General features: G+C 68.3%; 18 protein-coding genes. 4 read left to right on the top strand and 14 right to left on the bottom strand.

All coding sequences use genetic code 11. The features are described 5' to 3' along the window. Positions 1-91: 91 nt before the first annotated feature. Entirely contained in the window at positions 92-2,041 is a 1,950-nt protein-coding gene (locus FOF45_RS11355) for an OPT family oligopeptide transporter (protein ID WP_158984950.1), read from the bottom strand. 592 nt (positions 2,042-2,633) lie between these two features. Here FOF45_RS11355 and FOF45_RS11350 point away from each other — a divergent pair. Further along, entirely contained in the window at positions 2,634-4,403 is a 1,770-nt protein-coding gene (locus FOF45_RS11350) for a peptide MFS transporter (protein WP_158984948.1), read from the top strand. A gap of 72 nt (positions 4,404-4,475) precedes the next feature. Here the strand turns inward: FOF45_RS11350 and FOF45_RS11345 are convergent, their stop codons facing one another. The 8 genes from FOF45_RS11345 to FOF45_RS11310 all read right to left on the bottom strand — a co-directional run bounded on the left by FOF45_RS11345 (position 4,476) and on the right by FOF45_RS11310 (position 11,304). After that, positions 4,476-6,467: an alpha/beta hydrolase family protein gene (locus FOF45_RS11345; protein WP_158984946.1), complete on the bottom strand. Its 1,992-nt coding sequence runs from the start codon at positions 6,465-6,467 to the stop codon at positions 4,476-4,478. Positions 6,468-6,568: 101 nt separating this feature from the next. After that, the gene (gene rfbD, locus FOF45_RS11340; protein ID WP_158984944.1) at positions 6,569-7,462 is read right to left on the bottom strand and encodes a dTDP-4-dehydrorhamnose reductase; all 894 of its coding nucleotides are present in this window, start codon (positions 7,460-7,462) and stop codon (positions 6,569-6,571) included. Beyond that, positions 7,459-8,016 carry a dTDP-4-dehydrorhamnose 3,5-epimerase gene (gene rfbC, locus FOF45_RS11335; RefSeq protein WP_158984942.1) on the bottom strand — a complete coding sequence of 186 codons (558 nt, stop codon included), beginning with the start codon at positions 8,014-8,016 and terminating at the stop codon, positions 7,459-7,461. Before rfbC ends, rfbD begins: the two co-directional genes overlap by 4 nt. After that, on the bottom strand, positions 8,013-8,897 hold the full coding sequence (gene rfbA, locus FOF45_RS11330) for a glucose-1-phosphate thymidylyltransferase RfbA (protein ID WP_158984940.1): 885 nt from the start codon (positions 8,895-8,897) through the stop codon (positions 8,013-8,015). Before rfbA ends, rfbC begins: the two co-directional genes overlap by 4 nt. 49 nt (positions 8,898-8,946) lie before the next feature. Next, positions 8,947-10,002, bottom strand: a complete 1,056-nt coding sequence (gene rfbB / locus FOF45_RS11325) for a dTDP-glucose 4,6-dehydratase (RefSeq protein ID WP_158984938.1) — start codon at positions 10,000-10,002, stop codon at positions 8,947-8,949. 47 nt (positions 10,003-10,049) lie between these two features. Beyond that, positions 10,050-10,556: a single-stranded DNA-binding protein gene (gene ssb, locus FOF45_RS11320; RefSeq protein ID WP_158984936.1), complete on the bottom strand. Its 507-nt coding sequence runs from the start codon at positions 10,554-10,556 to the stop codon at positions 10,050-10,052. A gap of 143 nt (positions 10,557-10,699) precedes the next feature. Next, a complete protein-coding gene (locus FOF45_RS11315) occupies positions 10,700-11,005 on the bottom strand; it encodes a DUF5076 domain-containing protein (RefSeq protein ID WP_158984934.1) in 306 nt (101 codons plus the stop codon). After that, complete coding sequence (locus tag FOF45_RS11310) at positions 11,002-11,304, bottom strand: hypothetical protein (protein WP_158984932.1); 303 nt, start codon at positions 11,302-11,304, stop codon at positions 11,002-11,004. Before FOF45_RS11310 ends, FOF45_RS11315 begins: the two co-directional genes overlap by 4 nt. A gap of 149 nt (positions 11,305-11,453) precedes the next feature. On the opposite strand from FOF45_RS11310, the gene FOF45_RS11305 reads away from it, so the two are divergent. Continuing rightward, positions 11,454-12,461 carry a polyprenyl synthetase family protein gene (locus tag FOF45_RS11305; protein ID WP_425481917.1) on the top strand — a complete coding sequence of 336 codons (1,008 nt, stop codon included), beginning with the start codon at positions 11,454-11,456 and terminating at the stop codon, positions 12,459-12,461. Between the two features lie 63 nt (positions 12,462-12,524). Here the strand turns inward: FOF45_RS11305 and murD are convergent, their stop codons facing one another. From murD to FOF45_RS11290, 3 genes are read right to left on the bottom strand one after another with little or no spacing between them, the layout of a single operon-like run. Beyond that, a complete protein-coding gene (murD, locus tag FOF45_RS11300) occupies positions 12,525-13,958 on the bottom strand; it encodes a UDP-N-acetylmuramoyl-L-alanine--D-glutamate ligase (RefSeq protein ID WP_158984928.1) in 1,434 nt (477 codons plus the stop codon). Continuing rightward, the gene (murL, locus tag FOF45_RS11295; protein WP_158984926.1) at positions 13,939-15,300 is read right to left on the bottom strand and encodes a UDP-N-acetyl-alpha-D-muramoyl-L-alanyl-L-glutamate epimerase; all 1,362 of its coding nucleotides are present in this window, start codon (positions 15,298-15,300) and stop codon (positions 13,939-13,941) included. Before murL ends, murD begins: the two co-directional genes overlap by 20 nt. After that, the gene (locus FOF45_RS11290) at positions 15,297-17,876 is read right to left on the bottom strand and encodes a bifunctional aspartate kinase/diaminopimelate decarboxylase (RefSeq protein WP_158984924.1); all 2,580 of its coding nucleotides are present in this window, start codon (positions 17,874-17,876) and stop codon (positions 15,297-15,299) included. The genes murL and FOF45_RS11290 overlap by 4 nt, the downstream gene beginning before the upstream one ends. A 185-nt stretch (positions 17,877-18,061) precedes the next feature. On the opposite strand from FOF45_RS11290, the gene FOF45_RS11285 reads away from it, so the two are divergent. After that, on the top strand, positions 18,062-18,943 hold the full coding sequence (locus tag FOF45_RS11285; protein WP_158984922.1) for a PhzF family phenazine biosynthesis protein: 882 nt from the start codon (positions 18,062-18,064) through the stop codon (positions 18,941-18,943). A gap of 21 nt (positions 18,944-18,964) precedes the next feature. Here the strand turns inward: FOF45_RS11285 and FOF45_RS11280 are convergent, their stop codons facing one another. Next, positions 18,965-19,669, bottom strand: coding sequence for an alpha/beta fold hydrolase (locus FOF45_RS11280; RefSeq protein ID WP_158984920.1), 705 nt, complete (start codon positions 19,667-19,669; stop codon positions 18,965-18,967). Between the two features lie 7 nt (positions 19,670-19,676). Then, positions 19,677-20,114 (bottom strand): OsmC family protein, encoded by a 438-nt coding sequence (locus FOF45_RS11275; RefSeq protein WP_158984918.1) that lies wholly within the window; start codon positions 20,112-20,114, stop codon positions 19,677-19,679. Between the two features lie 299 nt (positions 20,115-20,413). On the opposite strand from FOF45_RS11275, the gene fusA reads away from it, so the two are divergent. Beyond that, the gene (gene fusA, locus FOF45_RS11270; protein ID WP_158984915.1) at positions 20,414-22,456 is read left to right on the top strand and encodes an elongation factor G; all 2,043 of its coding nucleotides are present in this window, start codon (positions 20,414-20,416) and stop codon (positions 22,454-22,456) included. The last annotated feature ends 54 nt before the right edge of the window (positions 22,457-22,510 follow it).

Raw genomic sequence — 22,510 nt, 5'->3', positions numbered from 1 at the left:
CCCGATTGCAGATGAGGAAGTACGGGCCGTCGCAGGTACGACGGCTCCGTCATTCCCGCCGAAGCGGGAATGACGGCAGTTCAAGGATTCGTCAGGCCGCGGGCTTCGATTCCGCCGCGCCGCCGTTGCGCACGCTGGTGCGGTACAGCAGCCAGCCGACGAAGGCGAGCACGGCCAGGCCGACCCACGGCCCCAGGTGCGTGCCCAGCGACAGCACGTCGGCGCGACCGGACAAGACGATCGGGATCGCGATCAGGATGCCGGTCAGTGCTTCACCGGTGATGAGGCCCGCGGCGAACAGCGTGCCCGGACGATGCGCGCGGTCGCGATCGGCCTCGTCGCTGTCCAGCGTCAGGCCGTGGCGACGCTCGACGATGTAGGCCAGCAGGCCGCCGAGGAAGATCGGCACCATGAGTTCCAGCGGCAGGTAGATGCCGATGGCGGCGGCCAGCACCGGCACGCGGAAGTGCGCCTTGCGCGACTTCAGCCACTCGTCCAGCGCGATCGTCAGCGCACCGATGACCGCACCGATGGCGATCATGTCCCACGGCAGCTTGCCGCCGAACAGACCCTTGGCGACCGATGCCATCAGCGTGGCCTGCGGTGCGGAAAGCGAGTTCGGATGTTCCGGCGTCGGCGCGCCGATGCCGTACGCGGTGGCGAGCAGGTTGAGCACCGGCGCCATGATCAGCGCGCACGAGAATGCGCCGATGCCGAGCATCAGCTGCTGCTTCCACGGCGTGGCGCCGACGATGTAACCGGCCTTGAGGTCCTGCAGGTTGTCGCCGCCGACCGCCGCGGCGCAGCACACCACCGCGCCGATCATGATCGCGGCCACCGGGCCGATGGCGGAATCGCGGCCGAGCAGCAACATCAGCACCAGCGAGGCGAACAGGATCGTGGCGATGGTGATGCCCGAGACCGGGTTGTTCGACGAACCGACCAGGCCGGCGAGGTATGCCGACACCGACACGAACAGGAAGCCGGCGACGATCATCAGGATGGTCATGGTGAGGCTGATGCCCCAGGCGCCGACGATGGCGTGGTAGAGCATCCACAGCGGCACCACGAACGCGGCCAGCGCCACCAGCATCCACTTCATCGGCAGGTCGCGTTCGGTTTCGGCGACGGCCAGGCCACCGCCCTTGCGCGCGGCAGCGAGGCCGCTCTTGATGCCGGAGGCCAGCGACTTGCGCAGCGAGAACAGCGTCCACATGCCGCCGATCAGCATCGCGCCGACGCCGAGGTAGCGGACCTTCGCTGACCAGATCGCGCCGCCCGCGTCGGCGGCGGACGCACCGGCGATCTGCGCGGCGAGGACCGGATCGGAATTCAGGAAGAACGCGTGGTAGATCGGAATCGCGAACTGCCACGACAGGATGCTGCCGGACACGACGACGATGCCGATGTTAAGGCCGACGATGTACCCCACGCCCAGCAGTGCCGGCGACAGGTTGGTGCCCATGTAGCCCAGGTACTTGCCGATGAAGCCCGAGCCGACGGCGTTGTCGGGGATCAGGCGCAGACCGCTTTCGGCGGCCAGCTTGACCAGCGCACCCAGCGACGCGGCCACGCCGAGGATCTTCAGGCCCGGACCGGGGTTCTCACCGGCCTTGAGCACTTCGGCCGCGGCCTTGCCTTCGGGGAACGGCAGCGGTTCCTCGACGATCATCGAGCGGCGCAGCGGCACCGAGAACAGCACGCCGAGCAGACCGCCGAGACCGGCGATGCCGACCACCCACCAGTATTTGAAGTCGGGCCAGTAGCCCATGATGATCAGCGCCGGGATCGTGAAGATCACGCCCGCGGCGATCGACGAACCGGCCGAGGCGCCGGTCTGGACGATGTTGTTCTCCAGGATGCTGCCGCCGCCGAGCAGGCGCAGCACGCCCATCGAGACGACGGCCGCCGGGATCGCGGTGGCGATGGTCAGGCCCGCGAACAGGCCCAGGTAGGCATTGGCGGCGGAGAGGATGACCGCCAGCACGACGGCCAGCAGGACGGCACGGAAGGTCAATTGCGGCGTCGCGGGTGAGGCCATCGGCGGCTCCAGGAAGATTCGGGCGGATCGAGCGGTCCCGGATCATCGCATCCACCGGCGGACCTGTAAAAAGCGCTGCAGCAAACGGCCGAGCACGGCAAAAACCATGCGGTGGCGCAGGGAGCGGACAGCTGCCGACGCGGGAATCCCGCGCCCCGGAAGCCAGCAAGGCCGAGGGACTGCAGCGGATGCCCGGGTTCGTCGCCTCGCCCGCAAGCGGGAGCAGTGCCTCGGCGGGACTCGCCTCCTCGCACGCAAGCCAGAACGTCTCGCGATCGAGTCCCGGTGTCTTGCGCAAGGCAGAACGGCTCGCGCGCAAGGCAAAACGACTTGCGATCGAAGCACGGTGCCGTTCGGTCGCCTCGAGGGACAACAAGAGCAAGACCCTCTCCCCTTGCGGGAGAGGGACAGGCCGCCGAAGGCGGCCAGGGAGAGGGGGTGGGCACGCGCTGCGCGCGCCCTCTTCCGCCCTTCGGGCACCTTCTCCCGCGAGGGGAGAAGGAAAAGCATCGGATCGGCTTGCACCTCTCCCCTTGCGGCAGGTCGACGCGCGTCGAAGCCTATACTCGCCCGAACCTTCGCGGAGGCGCCCGTGGCCACCCTCGACTTGCCCCTCGCCCGCGATCCACGCGACGAACTCTTCGGCCACCCCAAGGGCGTCTACGTCTGCTTCTTCACCGAGATGTGGGAGCGCTTCTCCTTCTATGGGATGAAGGCGCTGCTGCTGCTCTACCTGCTGCAGCACCACCGCTTCGGCGACCGTTCCGGCCTCGACGTGCTCGGCGCGTACGGCGGCCTGGTGTACTGCCTGCCCGTGGTCGGCGGCCTGCTCGCCGACCGCTACCTGGGCATGCGCAAGGCGGTGGTGTTCGGTGGTCTTCTGCTGGTGGCGGGTCACCTGGGCATGGCGGTGGAAGGCCATGCGGCGACGGTCAGCGCCGGCACCGTGGTCCGCGACGAAGGCGCGCTGCGGGTGTTCTACCTGTCGCTGGCGCTGATCATCCTCGGCGTGGGTTTCCTCAAGCCGAACATCTCGACCATCGTCGGCCGCCTGTATCCGCAGAACGATCCGCGCCGCGACTCGGGCTTCTCGCTGTTCTACGCAGGCATCAACCTCGGCGCGCTGTTCGCGTCGCTGGTGTGCGGCTACCTCGGCCAGACGCTGGGCTGGAAGTGGGGCTTCGGCGCGGCGGGCATCGGCATGCTGCTGGGGCTGGCGCAATTCCTGTGGGGGCAGAAGTACCTGCACGGCCACGCCGAACCCCCGGCCCCTGCGCGCCTGCGCGAACGCGTGTTCGGCCTGCCGCGCGAATGGGCGATCTACTTCGGCGCGCTGCTCGCGCTGGTGCCGGTCGCGTCGCTGATGTGGGCGGTGGCGAACGGCCGCTTCGCGCTCGGCGGCGAGATCTCGCTCGCGCTGCTGCTGATGATCCTGGTGATGCTGGCGGTGCTGGGATGGTTCGCGTGGTTCGTGACCGCGCGCTGCACGCGCGAGCAGCGTCACCAGATGATCTCGCTGCTGGCGATGATCTTCATGGCGCTGGTGTTCTTCACCCTGTACGAGCAGACCTACGGTTCGTGGGTGACCTTCACCGACCGCATGATGACCAAGGACGTGTTCCCGTCGCTGGTGATCCGCGAAGGCACGCCGTGGCCGTGGTCGACGGTGTCGCTGCTGCTGGCGCCGTTGGCGTTCGTCGCATCCGCCGCGCTGTCGGATCGTCGCCCGGATTCACCGTTGCCGAAGCTGCTGTTCGCCGGCGCGATCGTGACCATGCTCGTCTTCCTGCTGCGCGACTGCGTGGTGCTGCCGCAGACAGCGGGATCGCTGACGTACCTTGGCGCGCTGTTCCTGGTACTGCTGGCGCCGATGTTCGCGCGGTTGTGGGACACGCTGGACCGCCGTGGGCTCGATCCGTCGAAGCCGGCGAAGTCCGCGCTCGGACTGCTGTTCGCGGGATTGAGTTTCGTGCCGCTGGCGTGGGCCGCGCAGCATGCCGGCGCGACCGGCGCGATGGCGAGCGTGTGGTGGCTGGTGCTCGCCTACCTGGTGCTGGAAATCGGCGAGATGTGCCTGGCGCCGGTCGGGTTGGCCGCGGTGACGCAGCTGTCGGTGCGCAGCGTGGTCAGCCTGATGATGGGCACGTGGTTCCTCGCCACCGCGTTCTCCGAGACGCTCGCCGCGCTGTTCGGCAAGCTGGCCGCACTCGACACGGTGGAAGGTGAAGCGCTCGACTTCGCCGTCGCGGGCGCGAAGTACGCGGACCTGTTCTGGCTGATGATGTGGATCGGCATCGGCTGGGCGATCCTCGCCTTCATCGCATCGCCCGTGCTGCGCCGGATGATGCATGGCGTGAAGTAGCCGCAACGCTGGATCCATATGCGAACGGCGCCCTGCGGCGCCGTTCGTGTTTCGTCTTGCGGAACACGCGACCTACTTCGCGCTCTTCTCCGCCGTGCCACCGGTGGTCGTAGCAACACCGCCGCCGAGGTGAGGCGACAGGAATGCGAGCAGGCGCGTGTAGTACTCGCGACGATGGGCCTCGACGTAGAAGCCGTGGCCTTCGTTGTTGTAGTACAGCGTTTCCACCGGCACACCGGCGTCGCGCAGCGCGCGTTCCATCAGGCGGCTGTGCTCGATCGGCGCGCGCTCGTCCTCACCACCCGCTGCGAGGAACACCGGCACCTTGATGCGCTTGGCCATCCGGTTGGGCGACACCTCGCCCAGCTCTTCGGGCTTGCCCACCCAGTCGACAGTCCACTTGCCCCAGCGGAAAACCTGGCTCTTGTTGTCGGCATGCATCTTCGGCAAGTCGTACACGCCGACATAGCCGACGGCGCAGCGGTAGAGGTCCGGCTCCTTGGCGACGCCCATCAGCGAGGCGTAACCGCCGTAACTTCCGCCTGCCAGGCAGATGCGGTCGGCCTGGGCGATGCCCTCGGCGATGGCCCACTGCGTCGCATCGGTAAGGTCGTCCTGCATGCGACGTCCCCACTCGCGCCCACCGGCGTCCTCAAACGCACGACCGTAGCCGCCGGAACCGCGGTAGTTGAGCTGCAGCACTGCGTAGCCCGCATCGGCCAGCATCTGAGCCTCGGAGTCGAAACCCCAGGTGTCCTGGATGCCGAACGGCCCGCCGTGCGGCATCACCACCATCGGCAGCGCCTTTCCTTCGGAACCCTTGGGCGTGGTGACGTAGCCGTGCAGCATCAGGCCATCACGCGCACGGACCTTGATCGGCTTCATCAACGCGGTCAGTTCCGGATCGAACCATTCGCGACGGGCGACCACATGCTGGGCCTTCAGGTTCTGGACGTCGAACAGATAGAAGTCGCCCGGATTGCGGTCGCTGTAGACCTGCACCAGCGCGAAGCGACCGTCGCTGGTCTGCGAGGTGACCAGCACCGCGCTCCCTTCGAATGCCGCCTCGAGGCTGCGCTGCAGGCGCGCCTCCTTCGAGGTCGCATCGAAGTACGCCACGCGCGGGCGGCCATCCATGAACTGCACGCCGACCGGCACGCGCGTGTTGTTGCGATAGAGGATCTGCGCCGGATCGCTGTCGTCGTCGCGCAGCACTTCGGTGCGTTCGCGTGTTTGCAGGTCGAGGGCGACGATCGCATCGGGGCCCTTGGGCATTTCCACGCGCAGATAGGCGATCTTGTCGTCGGCGGAGAAGCCGATCGGATATTCGAAGCGGCCGTTGCGCTCAACGAACAGCGTTTCCCACGGCGCGCCCTCGCCGCTGCGGTAGAACAGATGGCGCGTGTTGTTCGAATCCGCACCTGCGGCAAAACGGACCACAGCCTTGTTGTCGGCGGTGAACCGCGCACTGCGCAGCGGCGCACTGGCCACGCGCGCCAGCCGGCCGTTGTACAGGTCCATGCGCTCGGCGTTCGAGTACGGGTCGTTCGAACCGTAGACCTGGGTCGACACCAGCACCGAGCGATCGTTGATCGACGGGCCATCGATCGGGATGCCCCAGACGCGGTTGTTGTCCTTCTTGGGCTTGATATGCGTGCCGAGGCCGCCGTCGTCGATGCGGTAGCCAAGGAGCAGTTCGGTCGCGCTGCCATCGGCGTTCATGGCCGCCAGCTCACCGGTGAGCCGCGGCCTCTCCAGCGCGCCGATCTTCTGCGAGAGCTCGATCAGGACCCGCTCCGGATTGGCCCAGCGGAAATCCTCGACGTGGTTGTTCTGCGGCGGCGTGAAGTTGGCCGTCAGCTTCATGGTGGCGCGGTCGATGATGACCAGCGCCGTGCGATCTTCCAGCGGCACGGTGGCCGCCAGGTACTCGCCGTTGGGCGAGATCTTGAGATCGGTGAACTGGTCTTTCTTCGTGTAGGCGGCGACGTCGACATCCGCGGCCACGGCAGTTCCGACCGGCAACAGCGCGATCAGCGCCGCCAGCATTGCGATTGCTCTCATTGCTCCCCCTGTGGCTGTCCCTGTCATGCGAGCCGGTGGCGCAGTCGCCATCCGGGCGCGTGCAGAGCCTATCCGATCCGCGAGGGCGCGGAAGTGGGACATCAGGCGGGGCGGGACAAGGTCTCGATCAGGGCGTCGCGCCAGTCCGGCAGGACCAGGTCGTATTCCTCGCGCAGGTGCGAGGTGTCGAGCACCGAGTACGCCGGACGCGTCGCGCGCGTGGGGTAGTCGGCCGTGGTGATCGCGACGACGTTGGGCTTGCGTGCGATCAGGCCGCGCGCATGGGCTCCGTCGAAGATGGCGCTGGCGAAACCGTGCCAGTTCGTCTCGCCCGCCGCCACGAGGTGGCGGATTCCCGAAGCCGCGATGCCATGACGAAGGATCTGCGCGGTCACATCGGCGATCAGCCAGGCCGGCGTCGGGCAGCCGCGCTGGTCGGCGACCACGCGCAGTTCGTCGCGCTCGGCGCCGACGCGCAGCATCGTGCGCAGGAAGTTCGCGCCATACAGGCCGTACACCCATGCGGTGCGCAGGATCAGATGGCGCGCACCGCTGCGGGCAATGGCTTCCTCACCGGCCAGCTTGCTGGCGCCGTAGATGCCGAGCGGATCTGTTGCATCATCATCGCGATACGGACGCGTGCCGCGGCCGTCGAAGACGTAGTCGGTCGAGTAGTGGACCAGCGGGATGCCGCGCGAGGCGCATGCCTGCGCGAGGTGGCCGGGGCCTTCCGCGTTGGCGGCAAAGGCGGCTTCCGGTTCGTCCTCGGCGCGATCGACCGCGGTGTAGGCGGCCGCGTTGATCACGGCATCCGGGCGGATGCGCTGCAGCAACGCTTCGATACCGTCCGTCTGTGCAAGGTCCAACGTTTCGCAGGCGCGGCCATCGGGCAACTGCCCCGAGCGCGTGGTCGCGACGACCTCGCCCAGCGGCGCCAGCGACTGCAGCAGCGCATGACCAACCTGGCCATTCGCGCCGACGACCAGCAACCTCACGGTGCGTACACCGGCAGGCGATCCTCGGGCACCTCGTCGAGGAACGGCGCGCGCGCGTCCTTGTCCGAGAGCGACACGTCGGTGACGGGCCAGTCGATGGCGAGCTTCGCATCGTTCCAGCGGATGCCCGCATCGGCCGCGGCATCGTAGGTTTCGGTGCACAGATAGGTGAACACCGCGCGTTCGCTCAGCACGACGAAGCCGTGTGCGAAACCTTCCGGGATCCAGAAGTGGCGCTTGTTCTCCGCGCTGAGCAGCACGGCCGTCCAGCGACCGAAGTGCGGCGAACCGCGGCGGATGTCGACCGCCACGTCCCATACCTCGCCTTCGACCACCGACACATATTTGCCCTGCGGACGCGGCCACTGGTAGTGCAGCCCGCGCAGCACGCCGCGGCTGGAGGAGGACACGTTGCCCTGCACGAAGTTCGGGCTCAGGCCATGTTCGGCCAGCTTGTCGCGGTTGAACGACTCGAAGAAGAAGCCTCGGTCGTCGCCGAACACTCGCGGTTCGATGACTACGCAGCCCGGCAGGTCGGTCTGGATGACTTTCACGGCACCGGCCCCCGTTCGGCCAGGCTCAGCAGGTATTGGCCGTAGCCGTTCTTGGCGAGCGGACGCGCGAGTGCGTCGAGCTGCGCATTGTCGATCCAGCCGTTGTTCCAGGCGATCTCTTCCGGGCAGCACACGCGCAGGCCCTGGCGCGCCTCGATGGTCTCGATGTAGTTGGACGCTTCCAGCAACGACTGGTGCGTGCCGGTGTCGAGCCAGGCGTAACCGCGACCGAGCTGCTCCAGGTGCAGCGAGCCCTCTTCGAGGTAGCGACGGTTGAGATCGGTGATCTCCAGCTCACCGCGTGCGGACGGCTTGAGCTCCGCAGCGAAGTCGCTGGCGCGACCGTCGTAGAAGTACAGGCCGGTGACAGCGTAGTTGGAGCGCGGCTTGGCCGGCTTTTCCTCCAGGCCGATCACGCGGCCATTGCCATCGAATTCGGCCACGCCGTAGCGCTCGGGATCGCGTACCCAGTAACCGAAAACAGTCGCACCGTTGTCGCGTGCACTGGCGCGCTTGAGCATCGCGGTGAGGCCGGGGCCGTGGAAGATGTTGTCGCCCAGCACCAGGCAGCTGGGCTGGCCGGCGACGAACTCGCGGCCGATCAGGTACGCCTGCGCGAGACCATCCGGACTCGGCTGGACCGCGTATTCGATCCGCATGCCCCATTGCGAACCGTCGCCGAGCAGCGTCTTGAACAACGCCTGCTCGTGCGGCGTGTTGATGATCAGCACTTCGCGGATGCCCGCCAGCATCAGCACGCTGAGCGGGTAATAGATCATCGGCTTGTCGTAGACCGGCAGCAGCTGCTTGCTCACGCCCTGCGTGATCGGATACAGCCGGGTGCCGGATCCACCGGCGAGGATGATGCCCTTGCGGTTCATGTCTGCTCTCGATGCAGGGCCCGCACGAAGCGGGCCCTGGCGTGGATGATCAGGCCGCCTGGCCGATGCGTTCGAGGCGATAGCTGCCGTCGAGCACACGCTGGACCCAGGCCTGGTTGTCCAGGTACCACTCGACGGTGCGCGCGATGCCCTGCTCGAACGTCACCGTCGGCGCCCAGCCGAGCTCGCGCTTCAGCTTGGAGGCGTCGATGGCATAGCGGCGGTCGTGGCCCGGGCGGTCGACAACGAAGGTGATCAGGCTTTCGCGCGCGCGACCATCGGCCAGCGGACGACGCTCGTCGAGCAGGCGGCAGATGGTCTTCACCACCACGATGTTCTCGCGCTCGGCATCGCCGCCGACGTTGTAGGTCTCACCCACGCGGCCGGCCTCGAGCACGCGCGAGATCGCGGTGCAGTGGTCGCCGACGTACAGCCAGTCGCGCACGTTGCGGCCATCGCCGTAGACCGGCAGCGGCTCGCCGGCCAGCGCCCGCGCGATGATCAGCGGGATCAGCTTCTCGGGGAACTGGTACGGACCGTAGTTGTTGGAGCAGTTGGTGGTGAGAACCGGCAGGCCGTAGGTGTGGTGGAACGCGCGCACCAGATGGTCGGACGCGGCCTTGGACGCGGAGTACGGCGAGTTCGGCGCGTACGGCGTTTCCTCGGTGAACTTGCCGGTCTCGCCCAGCGTGCCGTAGACCTCGTCGGTGGACACGTGCAGGAAGCGGAACGTGGAACGCGCCGCATCGTCCAGCGACTTCCAGTAATCGCGCGTCTTCTCCAGCAGGTTCAGCGTGCCCACGACGTTGGTCTGCACGAACGCGGCCGGGCCGTCGATGGAGCGGTCGACGTGGCTCTCGGCCGCGAAGTTGATCACCGCGTCGGGACGGTGTTCGCGCAACAGCCGCTCGATCAATGCGGCATCGCCGATGTCGCCCTGCACGAAAACGTGGCTGGGCTGGCCCTGGATCGAACGCAGCGTGTCGAGGTTGCCGGCGTAGGTCAGGACGTCGAGGTTGACGACCTTGATGCCCTGCCGGACGGCGTCGAGCACGAAATTACCGCCAATGAAACCGGCTCCGCCGGTCACGAGCCAAGTGGGCACTTATCGGAACTCCATCGAATCGCAATGAATGGGGCAGCGAAATCGGATCAGAACGGGATGTCGTCGTCGGCGAAGTCGTCGGCGAAGTTGCTGGACTTGGCCGGCGGGGCCTCGCGGCGCGGTGCGGATTCCTGGCGCGCCGGCGGACGCGAGCTGCGCTCGCCGCCACTGCGCTCACCACCACCACGGAATTCGCTGCGGCTTCCGCCGCCCTCGCCCGGACGGCCGCCGAGCATCTGCATCTCGTCGGCGATGATATCGGTGGAGTAGCGTTCGACGCCGTCCTGACCGGTGTATTTGTCGTAGCGGATCGAACCTTCGACGTAGACCTGGCTGCCCTTGCGGAGGTATTCGCCAGCGATCTCGCCGAGCTTCCCGAAGAAGGTCACCCGGTGCCACTCGGTGCGCTCCTGGGTGTTGCCGTCGCGGTCCTTGCGGACGCTGGTGGTGGCCAAACGCGCCTTGGTCACGGCCATGCCGCCCTGGGTGTACTTGGTTTCGGGATCGTCGCCAAGATTGCCGACCAGGATCACCTTATTGATGCCGCGTGCCATGGATTGTGCCTGCCCCTCTTCTATGGGTATGCCGCTGTACGGGTCCGTCGGTCCGGGCAATGCGCCTGGCGACGGAAGGACATCGCATCATAACAGCCCCTCCGGCCCGTCCCGGGCCGCTCTGGACGCCGCAGCATCGGGGTTCAGCACGGGAGCAGGTAGGCCCGGACCGTCTCTTCCGGGTGGTCGCCCATGCGCCGGGCGAAGGCCAGGAACATGGTCGCGCGGATGTCGGCCTCGCTGCCCCCGACATGCCCGGCGTAGGCGCGGCAGGCATGGCTGAACAGGTCGGCGAGGAGTACGCCGAACTCGGAGGGTTCGGCTTCCAGTTCCGGCCGCAGGCTCATGCAAAGGCAGCGGTTGGCGACCCACAGGCGCATCAGCTCCACCGCGGCCGGGTCCATCTGCGCCTCGTCGGGTTGGCCGAGGGACTCCGGCGGCATCCTCATGCGGCGCGCCTCAGCGGACCGGTGAGGCTGTCCCTGCCTGCCCCATGCGGCTGCCCGGCCCCGGGCACCGCATGTCGGAGCACCTCGTCGAGCGCGGCCTCGAGACCGTCGTGGATGCGGCCCGCACACAAGGTCGCTGCAAGGTACTGATCGATCGCACGCGCCACCGATGCGATCAGGGCTTCGCGCTGTCCGCCGGTGAGCGCCCTGAGTCCCGCATCGATCCGGTCCACGTGGCGTGGTCCCGGCCACGACGGCAATGCCACCGGCGGAATGCTTACAGCGCGTCGTTTTGCCATGCCCCTGTCCTCCCTGATCCCCTGCAACGTTGCGTTGCGCATGCAGCCAAAGCGTGGTTCCGGGTCGAAATGAGGTACATCGGACGTGTCCTAAATCCGCGACCGTCTCCACGGCGACGCCCCGTATAATCCGGAACCCCACCGACGCGGTGCGCTACATGCAGTCCAGTCCCACGACCCTTGCCGTTCCCGACCTGGCCGCCATCCAGGCCCTCGCCCGCGAGGACATGGCCGCGGTCGATGCGCTGATCCGGCGCAGGCTGGCCTCGGACGTGGTGCTGATCAACCAGGTCGCGGAGTACATCGTCGGCGCGGGCGGCAAGCGGCTGCGACCGATGCTGCTGTTGCTGGCGGCCGGCGCGCTGCGTCACCGCGGTCCGGACGCGCACCAGCTGGCGGCGGTGGTGGAGTTCATCCACACCGCGACGCTGTTGCACGACGACGTGGTGGACGAATCCGACCTGCGACGCGGACGCAAGACCGCGAACGCCGTGTGGGGCAACGCGGCCAGCGTGCTGGTCGGCGACTTCCTGTACTCGCGCAGCTTCCAGCTGATGGTCGAGCTGGAACGCATGACGGTGATGCAGATCCTCGCCGATACGACCAACCGCATCGCCGAAGGCGAAGTGCTGCAGCTGCTGCACGTGCGCAACCCGGACACCGACGAAGCCGCTTACCTGCGCGTAATCGAACGCAAGACCGCGGTGCTGTTCGCCGCCGCCACGCGCCTTGGCGCGCTGCTGGCCGGCGCGGACGAAGCGACGTGCGATGCGATGCACGACTACGGCCTCAACCTCGGCTACGCGTTCCAGATCGCCGACGACGTGCTCGATTACGCCTCCGACGCGCAGACGCTCGGCAAGAACCTCGGCGACGATCTCGCCGAAGGCAAGGCCACGCTGCCGCTGATCCACGCCATCGCGCACAGCGACGCCGCCACGCGCGAGCGCCTGCGCACGGCGGTCGAACACGGCGATACCGGCGCGCTGCCGGACGTGCTCGCCGCGATCCACGCCACCGGCGGCCTCGAGTACAGCCGCGGTCGTGCGCACGAATACGCGCACGCCGCCGAACGCGCGCTCGACGGCCTCGACGAGAACGACTACACGCTGGCGTTGCGTGGACTGGCGCGCTACGCGGTCAGCCGCGACCACTGAGCGGCTTGGACCGGCAGCTCGCTGAAACAGGAACGGGACCGCGTGCCAACCGCCTGAGCCGACTCAGGCGACGCCGAGTCCCGGAATCGCGCTGATCATCTCGGGATCGAAGCCGGCCAGCTCGGCGAAATGGCGGCCACGGGCCACGTAGTCCTTGTACGGACCGAAGCTGGGCGCGCCCGGCGACAGCAGCACGACACCCTCGCCTGCCAGCGCCGCACGGGCCTGCCGCATCGCATCGACCAGATCGGCCGCCTCGCCCAGCACGAACGAACCCTGTACGGCGATGGGCGCGAGCAGCGCGTTGATGCGCGGACCGTTCTGGCCCATCGTGATGATCGCCACCGGCGCATGCGCGCGCATCGCGTCCGCGAACGCCTCCCACGGCAGGCCGCGGTCGTGTCCGCCGACGAGGATCGCCACGCGTTTGTCGTCGAAGCAGTCGAGCGCGGCGAGGCTGGCGTGCGGCGTGGTGCTGATCGAATCGTTGACGTAGGCGACGCCGTCGCGCGTGCCCAGCGTCTGCAGGCGATGCGGCAACGGGCGGAATTCCACCGCGCGTGGCGCCAACGCGATCGCGTCGCGGCCGAGCGCTTCGATCGCGGTCAACACGGCGCAAAGGTTGCCGCGGTTGTGCCGCCCCGGCAAAGGCAACGGACGCGTGTCCATCACGAAACGATCGCCGCGATAGAGATCGTCCTCGCGCAGGTGCCAGCCTTCTGCATGGCCGAACCAGCGCACGTCCACGTCGCCGTCTCGCGTCAATGTCTCGCCGACTTCGACCAGGCGTGGATCGCGCGCGTTGAGCACGGCGATGCGCGGACGCGCGCCGGTCAGCAGGCGCAGCTTGTCCTCGACGTAGCGCTCGTGCGAGCCATGCCAGTCGAGGTGTTCGGGAAACACGTTGAGCGCGATCGCGACCTGCGGGCGCGCGCCGCTGTGCGCGACGTCGCCGGTCTGGTAGCTCGACAGCTCGATCGCCCAGACATCCGGCGACGGCCGCGGATCGAGGATTTCCAGCAGCGGCAGGCCGATGTTGCCGACCAGCGCGGTGCGCAGGCCGTCGGCGCGCAGCAGGTGGGCCAGCAGCGCGGTGGTGGTGCTCTTGCCCTTGGTGCCGGTCACGCACACGACGTCGTCGACGATGCCGTCCGCATTCGCGTGTTCGGCGAACCACAGCGCGGTGCCGCCGATGAAGCGCGTGCCCCGCTCCGCCGCCACGATCGCTTCGGGTCGATACGGACTGATGCCCGGCGATTTCACCACCACGTCGAACGCCGACAGGCGTTCCGCGTCGGCGACGGTTTCGGCGCGCAGGTTCGCATCGCCGAGCGTGACGACGTCGGCCGCTTCATCGGCCGAACAGAACAGCGTCAACGGCAGCGACGGGAGGCGGCCGCGGATCGCGTGGTAGGCGGCGCGGCCTTCGCGGCCCCAGCCCCACAGCGCGACCTTGCGGCCTTCGAGAGCGGCGATCCTAAGCGGCGAACTGCGCACGCAGGCGCTCCCAGAGCGAAGCGGGAATGCGGTGCTCGTCGTCGATCACCAGCAGCGGCTCGATGCGCAGTTCCGACGCGTCGAGCTGCGGACGGATCTCGCGCACGAAGCGTTCGACCAGTGCATCCTCGCGCCACTCCGGGCGCTCGGCGAGCGCTGCCATCGCGGCGCGCGATTCGCGCCCCTCGCCCACGCATTCGAACGGCTTGTGGTCCTGGAATTCGAGCAGCGCGTCGTACCCGCCGGTCTGCGCCGGATCGTCGAGCAGATTGCGACCGAAGATGCCCATCAGGCGCGGCTTCGGCATGAACGGCGCGAGCGCGAGGAACACGAAGTGGCACTTCGGGCACACGCCGCACCAGCGGCTCGCGGGACGCTCGCCGAGGATGTGGAAGTTGCGGTTGCAGCTGCTGAAGTGCGCGTCGTAGCGGTCGGTCCGCGCGAACTGTCGCGCCACGGCCAGCTCGCTGAGCGGGCGCAGCAGCGAGTAGTAGTGCAGGTCCGCGGCGATCTCGCGCTGCACGTACTCGCCGAACGCCTGCTCGCACGCCCAGCCCTTGGACCACTGGTGGTTCACTTCGCCAGTGCCTTCGATCATGCTGCCGTAGCTGGCCGAGCGTTCGTTGGAGAACACCACCTGGTCCACGCCCAGCAGCACGGCCGCGAAGACCATGATCGCCGAGTTGAGCACGGTGACCGGGATGTGTCCGTTCCACGCGCCTTCGCGGTTGTAGTCGAACAGCTGCGGTGCGAGCGTGCGACCGAGGTTGAGCGTCGGCAGGCCGGTGCGCTCGGCGCAGGCGCGGATCAACTGCGAGCCGCCGATCCAGGTCACCGTCTGTTCGATGCCCAGCGAGCGCAGCGCTTCGATGCTCACCAGCGAGTCCTTGCCACCGCCGATGGCGACCAGCGCGTGCTCGCGCAGGCCCAGCGCCGGCGCGCTCGCGCCCTGCTGCTGCGCCACCGGGAAGCGGATCCGGCCGTGCAGGTTCAAGCCGTTGCGATAGGCGAACTCGCCCAGGCCGTTGACGTAGATCAGCTCCATCAACGCCGCGGTGTCCGCGTCGATCGCGTACGAATCGATGCGGATCTCCTCCGGCACCGCCGCCTTGTAGTAGCTGACGCCGGCGATCAGGTGCAGCAGGCGCAGCGCGCGTTCGGCGGCTTGTGCGCGGGCATCGTCCAGCGCGAACGGCGCGCCGGGCACGGTGACGGTCTCGATCAGTTCGGGACCATCGTCGAAGGCGTACACGAGCTGCGCCACGCCGGTCGCCGCATCGAAGCTGCAGCGCACGAAACGGAACGCACGGATCGCGTCGCGGTTGAATTTCCACTCACTCATTCAATGACGTCCTCGGCCGGAAGGGCCCGCAGGTTGTAGGTGTTGGCCATCGCCATGCCGTAGGCGCCGGCGTCGGCGACCAGCAGCACGTCGCCTTCGCGCGTGTCGGCCGGCAGCGTGCGGCCGCGGCCGATCACGTCGCTGCTCTCGCAGATCGGACCGACCACGTCGAACACGGCCGTCTCGCCATCGTTCAGGCGACTGATGTTCAAGATGCCGTGGTAGGCCTCGTACATCGCCGGGCGCATCAGTGCGTTCATGCCGCCATCGCAGCCGACACGGCGCACGCCGTCCTTCTCGACCGTCTGGGTCGCGGTAAGCAGCAGCGCACCGCTCTCGGCGACGAGGTAGCGACCGGGTTCGATCACCAGCCCGTAACGCGGATACGCGGACTTGATCTCGGCCAGTCCGTCGCGCCACAACGCCAGGTCGAACTGCGGCGCCTCCGGCGTGTACGGGATCGGCAGGCCGCCGCCGATGTCGATGGTCTCGATCGTGCCCACGCTGTCGGCCAGGCCGGCCAGGTGCGCATACACGCCACGCCAGTGGTTCGGATCCTCGATGCCGCTGCCCAGGTGCGCGTGCAGGCCGCTGATGCGCACGCCGAGCTTGCGCGCCTCCTCGATGAACGCGTCGAAGCGCGTCATCGGCAGGCCGAACTTGGCGGCGACGCCGCCGGTGCGGACCTTCTCATGATGACCTTCGCCGTGGCCGAGGTCGATGCGCAGCCAGATCGTGCGATCGCGGAACACCTCCGGCCAACGCTGCAGCGCCTCGATGTTGTCGAGCGTGACGATGATGCCGCGCTCGAATGCCGCCTCGTACTCGCGACGCGGCGCGAAGCTCGGCGTGAACAGCACGCGACCCGGCGCGAGGTCGGGCAGCGTGGCGAACACGCGCTCGAACTCGCCCTGCGACACGCATTCCAGGCCGAAGCCTTCACCGGCGATGGCCTTGAGGATCGCCGGGTGCGAGTTGGCCTTGATCGCGTAGAAGCAGCGGTCGACCGCGGCGGTCTCGCTGAGCGAGCGCGCGCGTTCGCGCACGGTGGCCAGGTCGTACACGTAGCGCGGCGTGCCCTGCTGCGCGATCGCGAGCAGCGCCTCGCGGCGACCGCGCCACCACGCCGGCGCACGCTTGGGCGCGCCGAACGCGATCTCGCGCCAGCTCGGACCGAACACCGTCGCATCGCGCACCGGCATCGCGCGCGAGCGGATCAGCTCGGCGTGCAAGTGCGGCAGCAGGCCTTCGGCGTCCGCCTCGTCGATGACGAAGGTCAGGTTGAGGTCGTTGGACGACTGCGAGATCAGGTGCACGCGCTCGCGGCCGAACGTCGCCCAGATGTCGCTCAGGCGGTGCAGCAGCGAACGCATGCCGCGACCGACCAGGGTGATCGCCGCGCACGGCGCGATCACCTTGACCCGGCAGATCTCGGCCAGATCGGCGCTGAGCGCTTCGAGCACGTTGGTGTTGACCAGGTTCTCGCTCGGATCCAGCGACACGGTGACGTTGGTTTCCGACGAACCGATCAGATCGATCGACAGGCCGTGGCGCTTGAAGCGTTCGAACACGTCGGCGAGGAAGCCGACCTGCTGCCACATGCCGATGCTTTCCATCGACACCAGCACGATGCCGTTGCGACGGCTGATCGCCTTCACGCCCGGCACGGTCGCGGCGGTCGCATCGATGCGCGTGCCCGGCAAATCCGGGCGCTCGGTGTCGAGGATCGCCATCGGCACGCCGGCGTCGCGGCACGGCGCGATCGAACGCGGATGCAGCACCTTCGCGCCGGTGGTGGCGATTTCCTGCGCTTCGGCATAGTGCAGGCGGGTGAGCAGGCGCGCTTCGGGCACGTCGCGCGGATTGGCGCTGAACATGCCGGGCACGTCGGTCCAGATCTCCACGCGCTGTGCCTTCAGCAGCGCACCGAAGTACGCAGCCGACGTATCGGAGCCGCCGCGTCCGAGGATCGCGGTGCCGCCGTCGCCGTGGCGCGAGATGAAACCCTGGGTGATGAGCATCGGCGAAGCCTGCTCGGAGAAGCGCGCGCCGAAGCCGTCGCCATCGAGGCGGCAGTTCACCGACAGTCGCTGCGACCACGCACTCGCGTTGGGCAGCGACACCGCATCGAGCCACTCGCGCGCATCGCACCAGCCGAAGTCGTGGCCCTGCGTGCGCAGGTAAGCCGCGCCGAGCGTGGACGACAGCAGCTCGCCCTGCGCCAGCACTTCGGCCTGCCATTCCAACGGACGCGAAGACGCACGCGCATCGGTCGCCAGCGCCTGCAGCGCGGCGAGCCGTTGGCCAAGCACCTGGTCGGGATCGAGGTCGAGTTCGCCGCAGAACGCGCGGTGGCGTTCGACCAGCGCGGCGATGCGCGCGTCGATGCCGTCGCCATTGGCGATCGCCTGCAGCTCGTTGGTGACGCCCGACAGCGCCGACACCACCACCAGCACGCGCACGCCTTCCTCGGACATGCGTTTTCCGGCGAGGCGTCCGATGGTGTCCCAACGGTTCCGGCGAGACACGGATGTGCCGCCGAACTTGAGTACTACCCAGCGATTCGCTTGCGCCACCGCAACTGTCCTCGTGATGATCTTCAGATCGAAAAGTGAAGGGGATTGGTAAGTTGTTACGCCTGCAACCGTGCGGGCACGCCGCCCGCACAGAACCTAGAATGGCGCGCCGTCGCCGATCAGGCGAGTAACGCGGCCGTAAACCCCGCAATTCTAGTCGAAATCCCCACTCGGACCCCCACCCGATGACGCTTCGCCGCTACCTGCAACTGGATGTGTTCGCCGATCGGCCCGGAGCCGGCAATCCGCTGGCCGCCGTGCTCGACGCCGAAGGCCTGGACGACAACGCCATGCAGGCGATCGCACGCTGGACGCGGCTGCCGGAAACCACATTCGTGTTTCCGCCGACCGCGCCCGGCGCCAGTTACCGCGTGCGGATGTTCAGCCCGCGCCGCGAGGTTCCGTTCGCCGGCCATCCCAGCGTCGGCACCGCGCACGTCGTGCTCGAGGCCGGTCTGGCCCGGCCGGAACAGGGGCGACTGCTGCAGGAGGGCATCGCCGGCACGCTGCCGCTGTCGGTCGACGGCGAAGGCGCCGCGCGCGTGATCGCGGTGCGCACGCCGCGCGCCCGCGTGGTCGAAGTCGCCGAAGCGGGCGACGCGCGGCTGGCCGACGTCCTCAAGGACCTCGCTCCGGGCACATTGCCGCCGGCCCTCATGGACGGCGGGCGGCGCTGGTGGCTGGCCGAACTCGCCAGTGAGGCCGCATTGCGCGGCGCGGCGCCGGACTGGGATGCGATCGCGCATCTAGCCGAATCGACCGAAACGATGGGCCTGTGCGCCTTCGCGCGTGCCGATGCCGGGCGCGATTACGACCTGGTCGTGCGCGCGTTCGTTGGGGCACCGGCCCGGTTCGAAGACGCTGCCTCGGGCGCGGCCAACGCGACGCTCGCGGCCTGGCTCAACCACAACGGCGCCCTGCCCGGCCGCAACGGGCGTTACCTCGTCAGCCAGGGTCGCGAGGTCGGATTCGATGCGCGCCTGAGACTGCGCGTCGACGAGGACGGAGAAGTCTGGTCGGGTGGACAGGTCTGCAACGTCGTCGCCGGGACCATCGACTGGCCCTGAGCCGGAATTCCCATAACTGGATCACGCCGCCCGGGACACCCGTCCCTGCGCCAGCCAGCCCGCCACCCGGAGGGCGACCGGTGCGGCGTCGCGCCCCAGCAGCGGGCCCACATGCGAACCGGCCAGCTTCACGACGTCGGCGTTCCAGGCGTGCGCGATTTCCAGCGTGATTGAGGCCGGTACGTCTTCATCGCGATCCGAAGTCAGCATCAGCGTGCGACAGGACGGCGCGGCCACGTTCAGGCCCGCCTGCGCGTGTCGCAACACCGCGCCCGATTCATCGCGCCATCGGCGGAACGCGAACAGCGCCGTCGCGTCGTCGGCATCGGCCAGCGAGCGGCGCGTGGACGACAGGCGCGCGTCGCGCCGCCACGGCACGAGGTCGGGCCAATCGCGCGCGGGCATCGAGGCGGACCACGGCGCGGGCGGCAGCGGATTCACCAGCACCAGCGCATCGGCCTCGTCGGCGCAGGCTGCGGCGAGCAGGCCGCCGAGGCTGGCCCCGACCAGCGCGCGCGGACGCGGTAACCCGGCCAGCGCCGCGCGCACCTGCGCGAGGTAATCGCCGAAGCCGGTGGCCGCCAGACCTGCCGCGGCCGGCGCCAGGTCGAGGGCCACCGCATCGATGCCGCGTGCGGCGAACACCCGCCGCCACACATTCCATTCCCAGCCGCCACCACCGGCGCCGTGCACGAGCACGGCACGCGAGATCGCCTCCGATGCCATCCGTGCGTCAGTTCGACAGGGTGGCCGTCGCGGTCACCGGCACCGACAGCGCGCGCGAGATCACGCAGCCGGCCTTGGCCGCGTCGACGAACTGTTGGAACTGCGCCGCGTCGATGCCCGGCACTTTGCCGGCGACGATCAGCTGCACGCCGGTGACGGTCGGGCCGGGATCGGCGCCAGGCTCCATCGTCACCTCGGCGCGGGTCTGGATGCGCTCGGGCGTCACGCCGGCCTTGCCCATCACCGCCGACAGCGCCATCGAGAAGCAGCCGGCGTGCGCGGCGGCGAGCAGTTCCTCGGGGTTGGTGCCCTTCTCGTCGCCGAAGCGGGTCTTGAAGGAATAGTTCTGGTCGGCGAACAGCCCGCTCTGAGGCGTGCTCATCGCGCCCTTGCCGCCCTGCAGGTCGCCCTGCCAGACCGCATCGGCGTAACGCTTGAAGGCCATGACGCAACTCCCGTTCGACGTGAAGGAGCGCCAGCCTAGCGCGCGGGACGTTAGCCGGGCATGTCGGTTCGTGCCCGAAACCGGCCGCACGCCGCCTTCACGCGGCGCGTGAACGGCTGCGCCTGTTTCGCATTTCGCCCTCCATGCGCTTGACCACCCCTGCCCCTTGCGCGAGGCTTGCGATCCCGGCCCCGCCGGAGTTTTCCGCCATGACCGCCCGCCGAGCGCACCTGCGCTGGCGCGCAGCGCGGACAGCCATGACGGCCTTCCCACCCGACAGACGCGGGAGAAGTCCGCTCATGCCCTACAGCACACAGAACATCCGCAACGTGGCCCTGTCAGGCCACCCCGGCGCCGGCAAAACCACACTGTTCGAAGCCCTGCTGCAGGCCGGCGGCGCAATCCAGACGGCAGGCAGCGTCGAGCGCGGCAGCACGGTCTCCGACTTCGACGCCATCGAAAAGCAGCGTGGCCATTCCATCGACGCGGCCATCGCCTCGATCGACCACGCGGGCATTCACGTGAACCTCATCGACACGCCCGGCTATCCGGATTTCCGCGGTCCGGCGCTGTCGGCGCTGGGCGCGGTGGAAACGGTACTGGTCGTCGTCGATGCCGTCAGCGGCGTGGAGTACGGCACGCGCCGGATGATGGAGTACGCGCGCGGACGCGGCCTGTGCCGCGCCATCGTCGTCAACAAGATCGACCACGAGGGCACGTCCATCGAAGGCGTTCTGGCCGACCTGCGCGAAGCGTTCGGCCCCGAATGCCTGCCGCTGAACCTGCCAGCCGACGACGGCAAGCGCGTGGTCGACTGCCTGCTCAATCCGACCGGCGACAGCGATCTCGGCCCGCTGAGCGACTGGCACCAGAAGATCATCGACCAGATCGTCGAGATCAACGAGACGGTGATGGAGCACTACCTCGACGTCGGCGAGGAAGGCCTGTCCGGCGACGAGCTGCACGACGCGTTCGAACAGTGCCTGCGCGAGGGCCACCTGGTGCCCGTCCTGTTCTGTTCGGCGCGCACCGGCGCCGGCATCACCGAACTGCTCGATGTCGCCGAGCGCTGGTTCCCGAATCCGGCCGAAGCCAACGCGCCGCCATTCGAGAAAGGCCCGGAACGGCAACGCATCGAAGCGGTGCCGGACCCGAAAGCGCACGTACTGGCCGACGTGTTCCGGATCGTCAACGACCCCTTCGTCGGCAAGCTCGGCATCTTCCGTGTCTACCAGGGCACGGTGAAGAAGGACACGCAGCTGCTCGTCGACGACGGCAAGAAGCCGTTCAAGGTCGGCCACCTGTTCAAGCTCAAGGGCAAGGACCACGTCGAGATCGAGCAGGCGATTCCCGGCGATATCGCCGCGGTGGCGAAGGTCGACGAACTGCACTTCGATGCGGTGTTGCACGACAGCCACGACGAGGACCAGATCCGCCTGGCGCCGCTGGATTTTCCGCGCCCGATGTTCGGGCTCGCGGTCGATGCGGCGAGCAAGGGCCAGGAACAGAAACTCTCCACTTCACTGCACAAGCTCGCCGAGGAGGATCCGTGCTTCGTCGTAGAGCACGAGGTGGAAACCAACGAGACGGTGATCCGCGGCCTGTCCGACCTGCACCTGCGCATCAACCTGGAACGCCTGAAGGACCGCTACGGTGTCGAGGTCAACTCGCGTCCGCCGCGCATCGCTTATCGCGAGACCGTCGCCGGCAAGGCCGAAGGCCACCATCGCCACAAGAAGCAGACCGGTGGCGCGGGCCAGTTCGGCGAGGTGTTCCTGCGCATCGAACCGCTGCCGCGCGGCGGCGGCTTCGAGTTCGTCGACGAGGTGAAGGGCGGCACGATCCCTGGCCAGTTCATGCCCGCCGTGGAGAAAGGCGTGCGCCAGGTGCTGCGCAGCGGCGCGGTCGCGGGTTATCCGATCCAGGACGTGCGCGTGATCGTGTACGACGGCAAGCACCATCCGGTCGACAGCAAGGAAGTCGCGTTCGTCGCGGCGGGCAAGAAGGCCTTCCTCGACGCCATCGGCAAGGCGCGCCCGCAGGTGCTGGAACCCATCGTCGAACTGGAGGTCAGCGCGCCGGAGCAGCACATGGGCGACGTCAGCGGCGGTCTGGCCAGCAAGCGCGCGCGCATCAGCGGCACCGACAGCGTGCGCGGCAACGAGATCCTGGTGAAGGCGCAGGTGCCGCTTTCGGAGCTGGAAGGCTATGCGGCCGAACTGAAATCGGTGACCGCCGGCCGCGGTCGCTATTCGCTGGATTTCAGCCACTACGAGCCGGTCCCGGTGAACGTGCAGCAGAAGCTGGTCGAGGCCTACAAGCCACGCCCGGAAGAAGACTGAGCGGCCACGGAAGCGGCCGGTCCGCGCGGGACTGCGCCGCTTTCACACTGGAGT

It is taken from the genome of Lysobacter panacisoli, from assembly GCF_009765165.1.
In the GTDB taxonomy this organism is placed as follows: domain Bacteria; phylum Pseudomonadota; class Gammaproteobacteria; order Xanthomonadales; family Xanthomonadaceae; genus Lysobacter_J; species Lysobacter_J panacisoli.
Note: the sequence above shows the minus strand (reverse complement) of the source record. Positions and strands in the feature narration are given on the sequence as shown.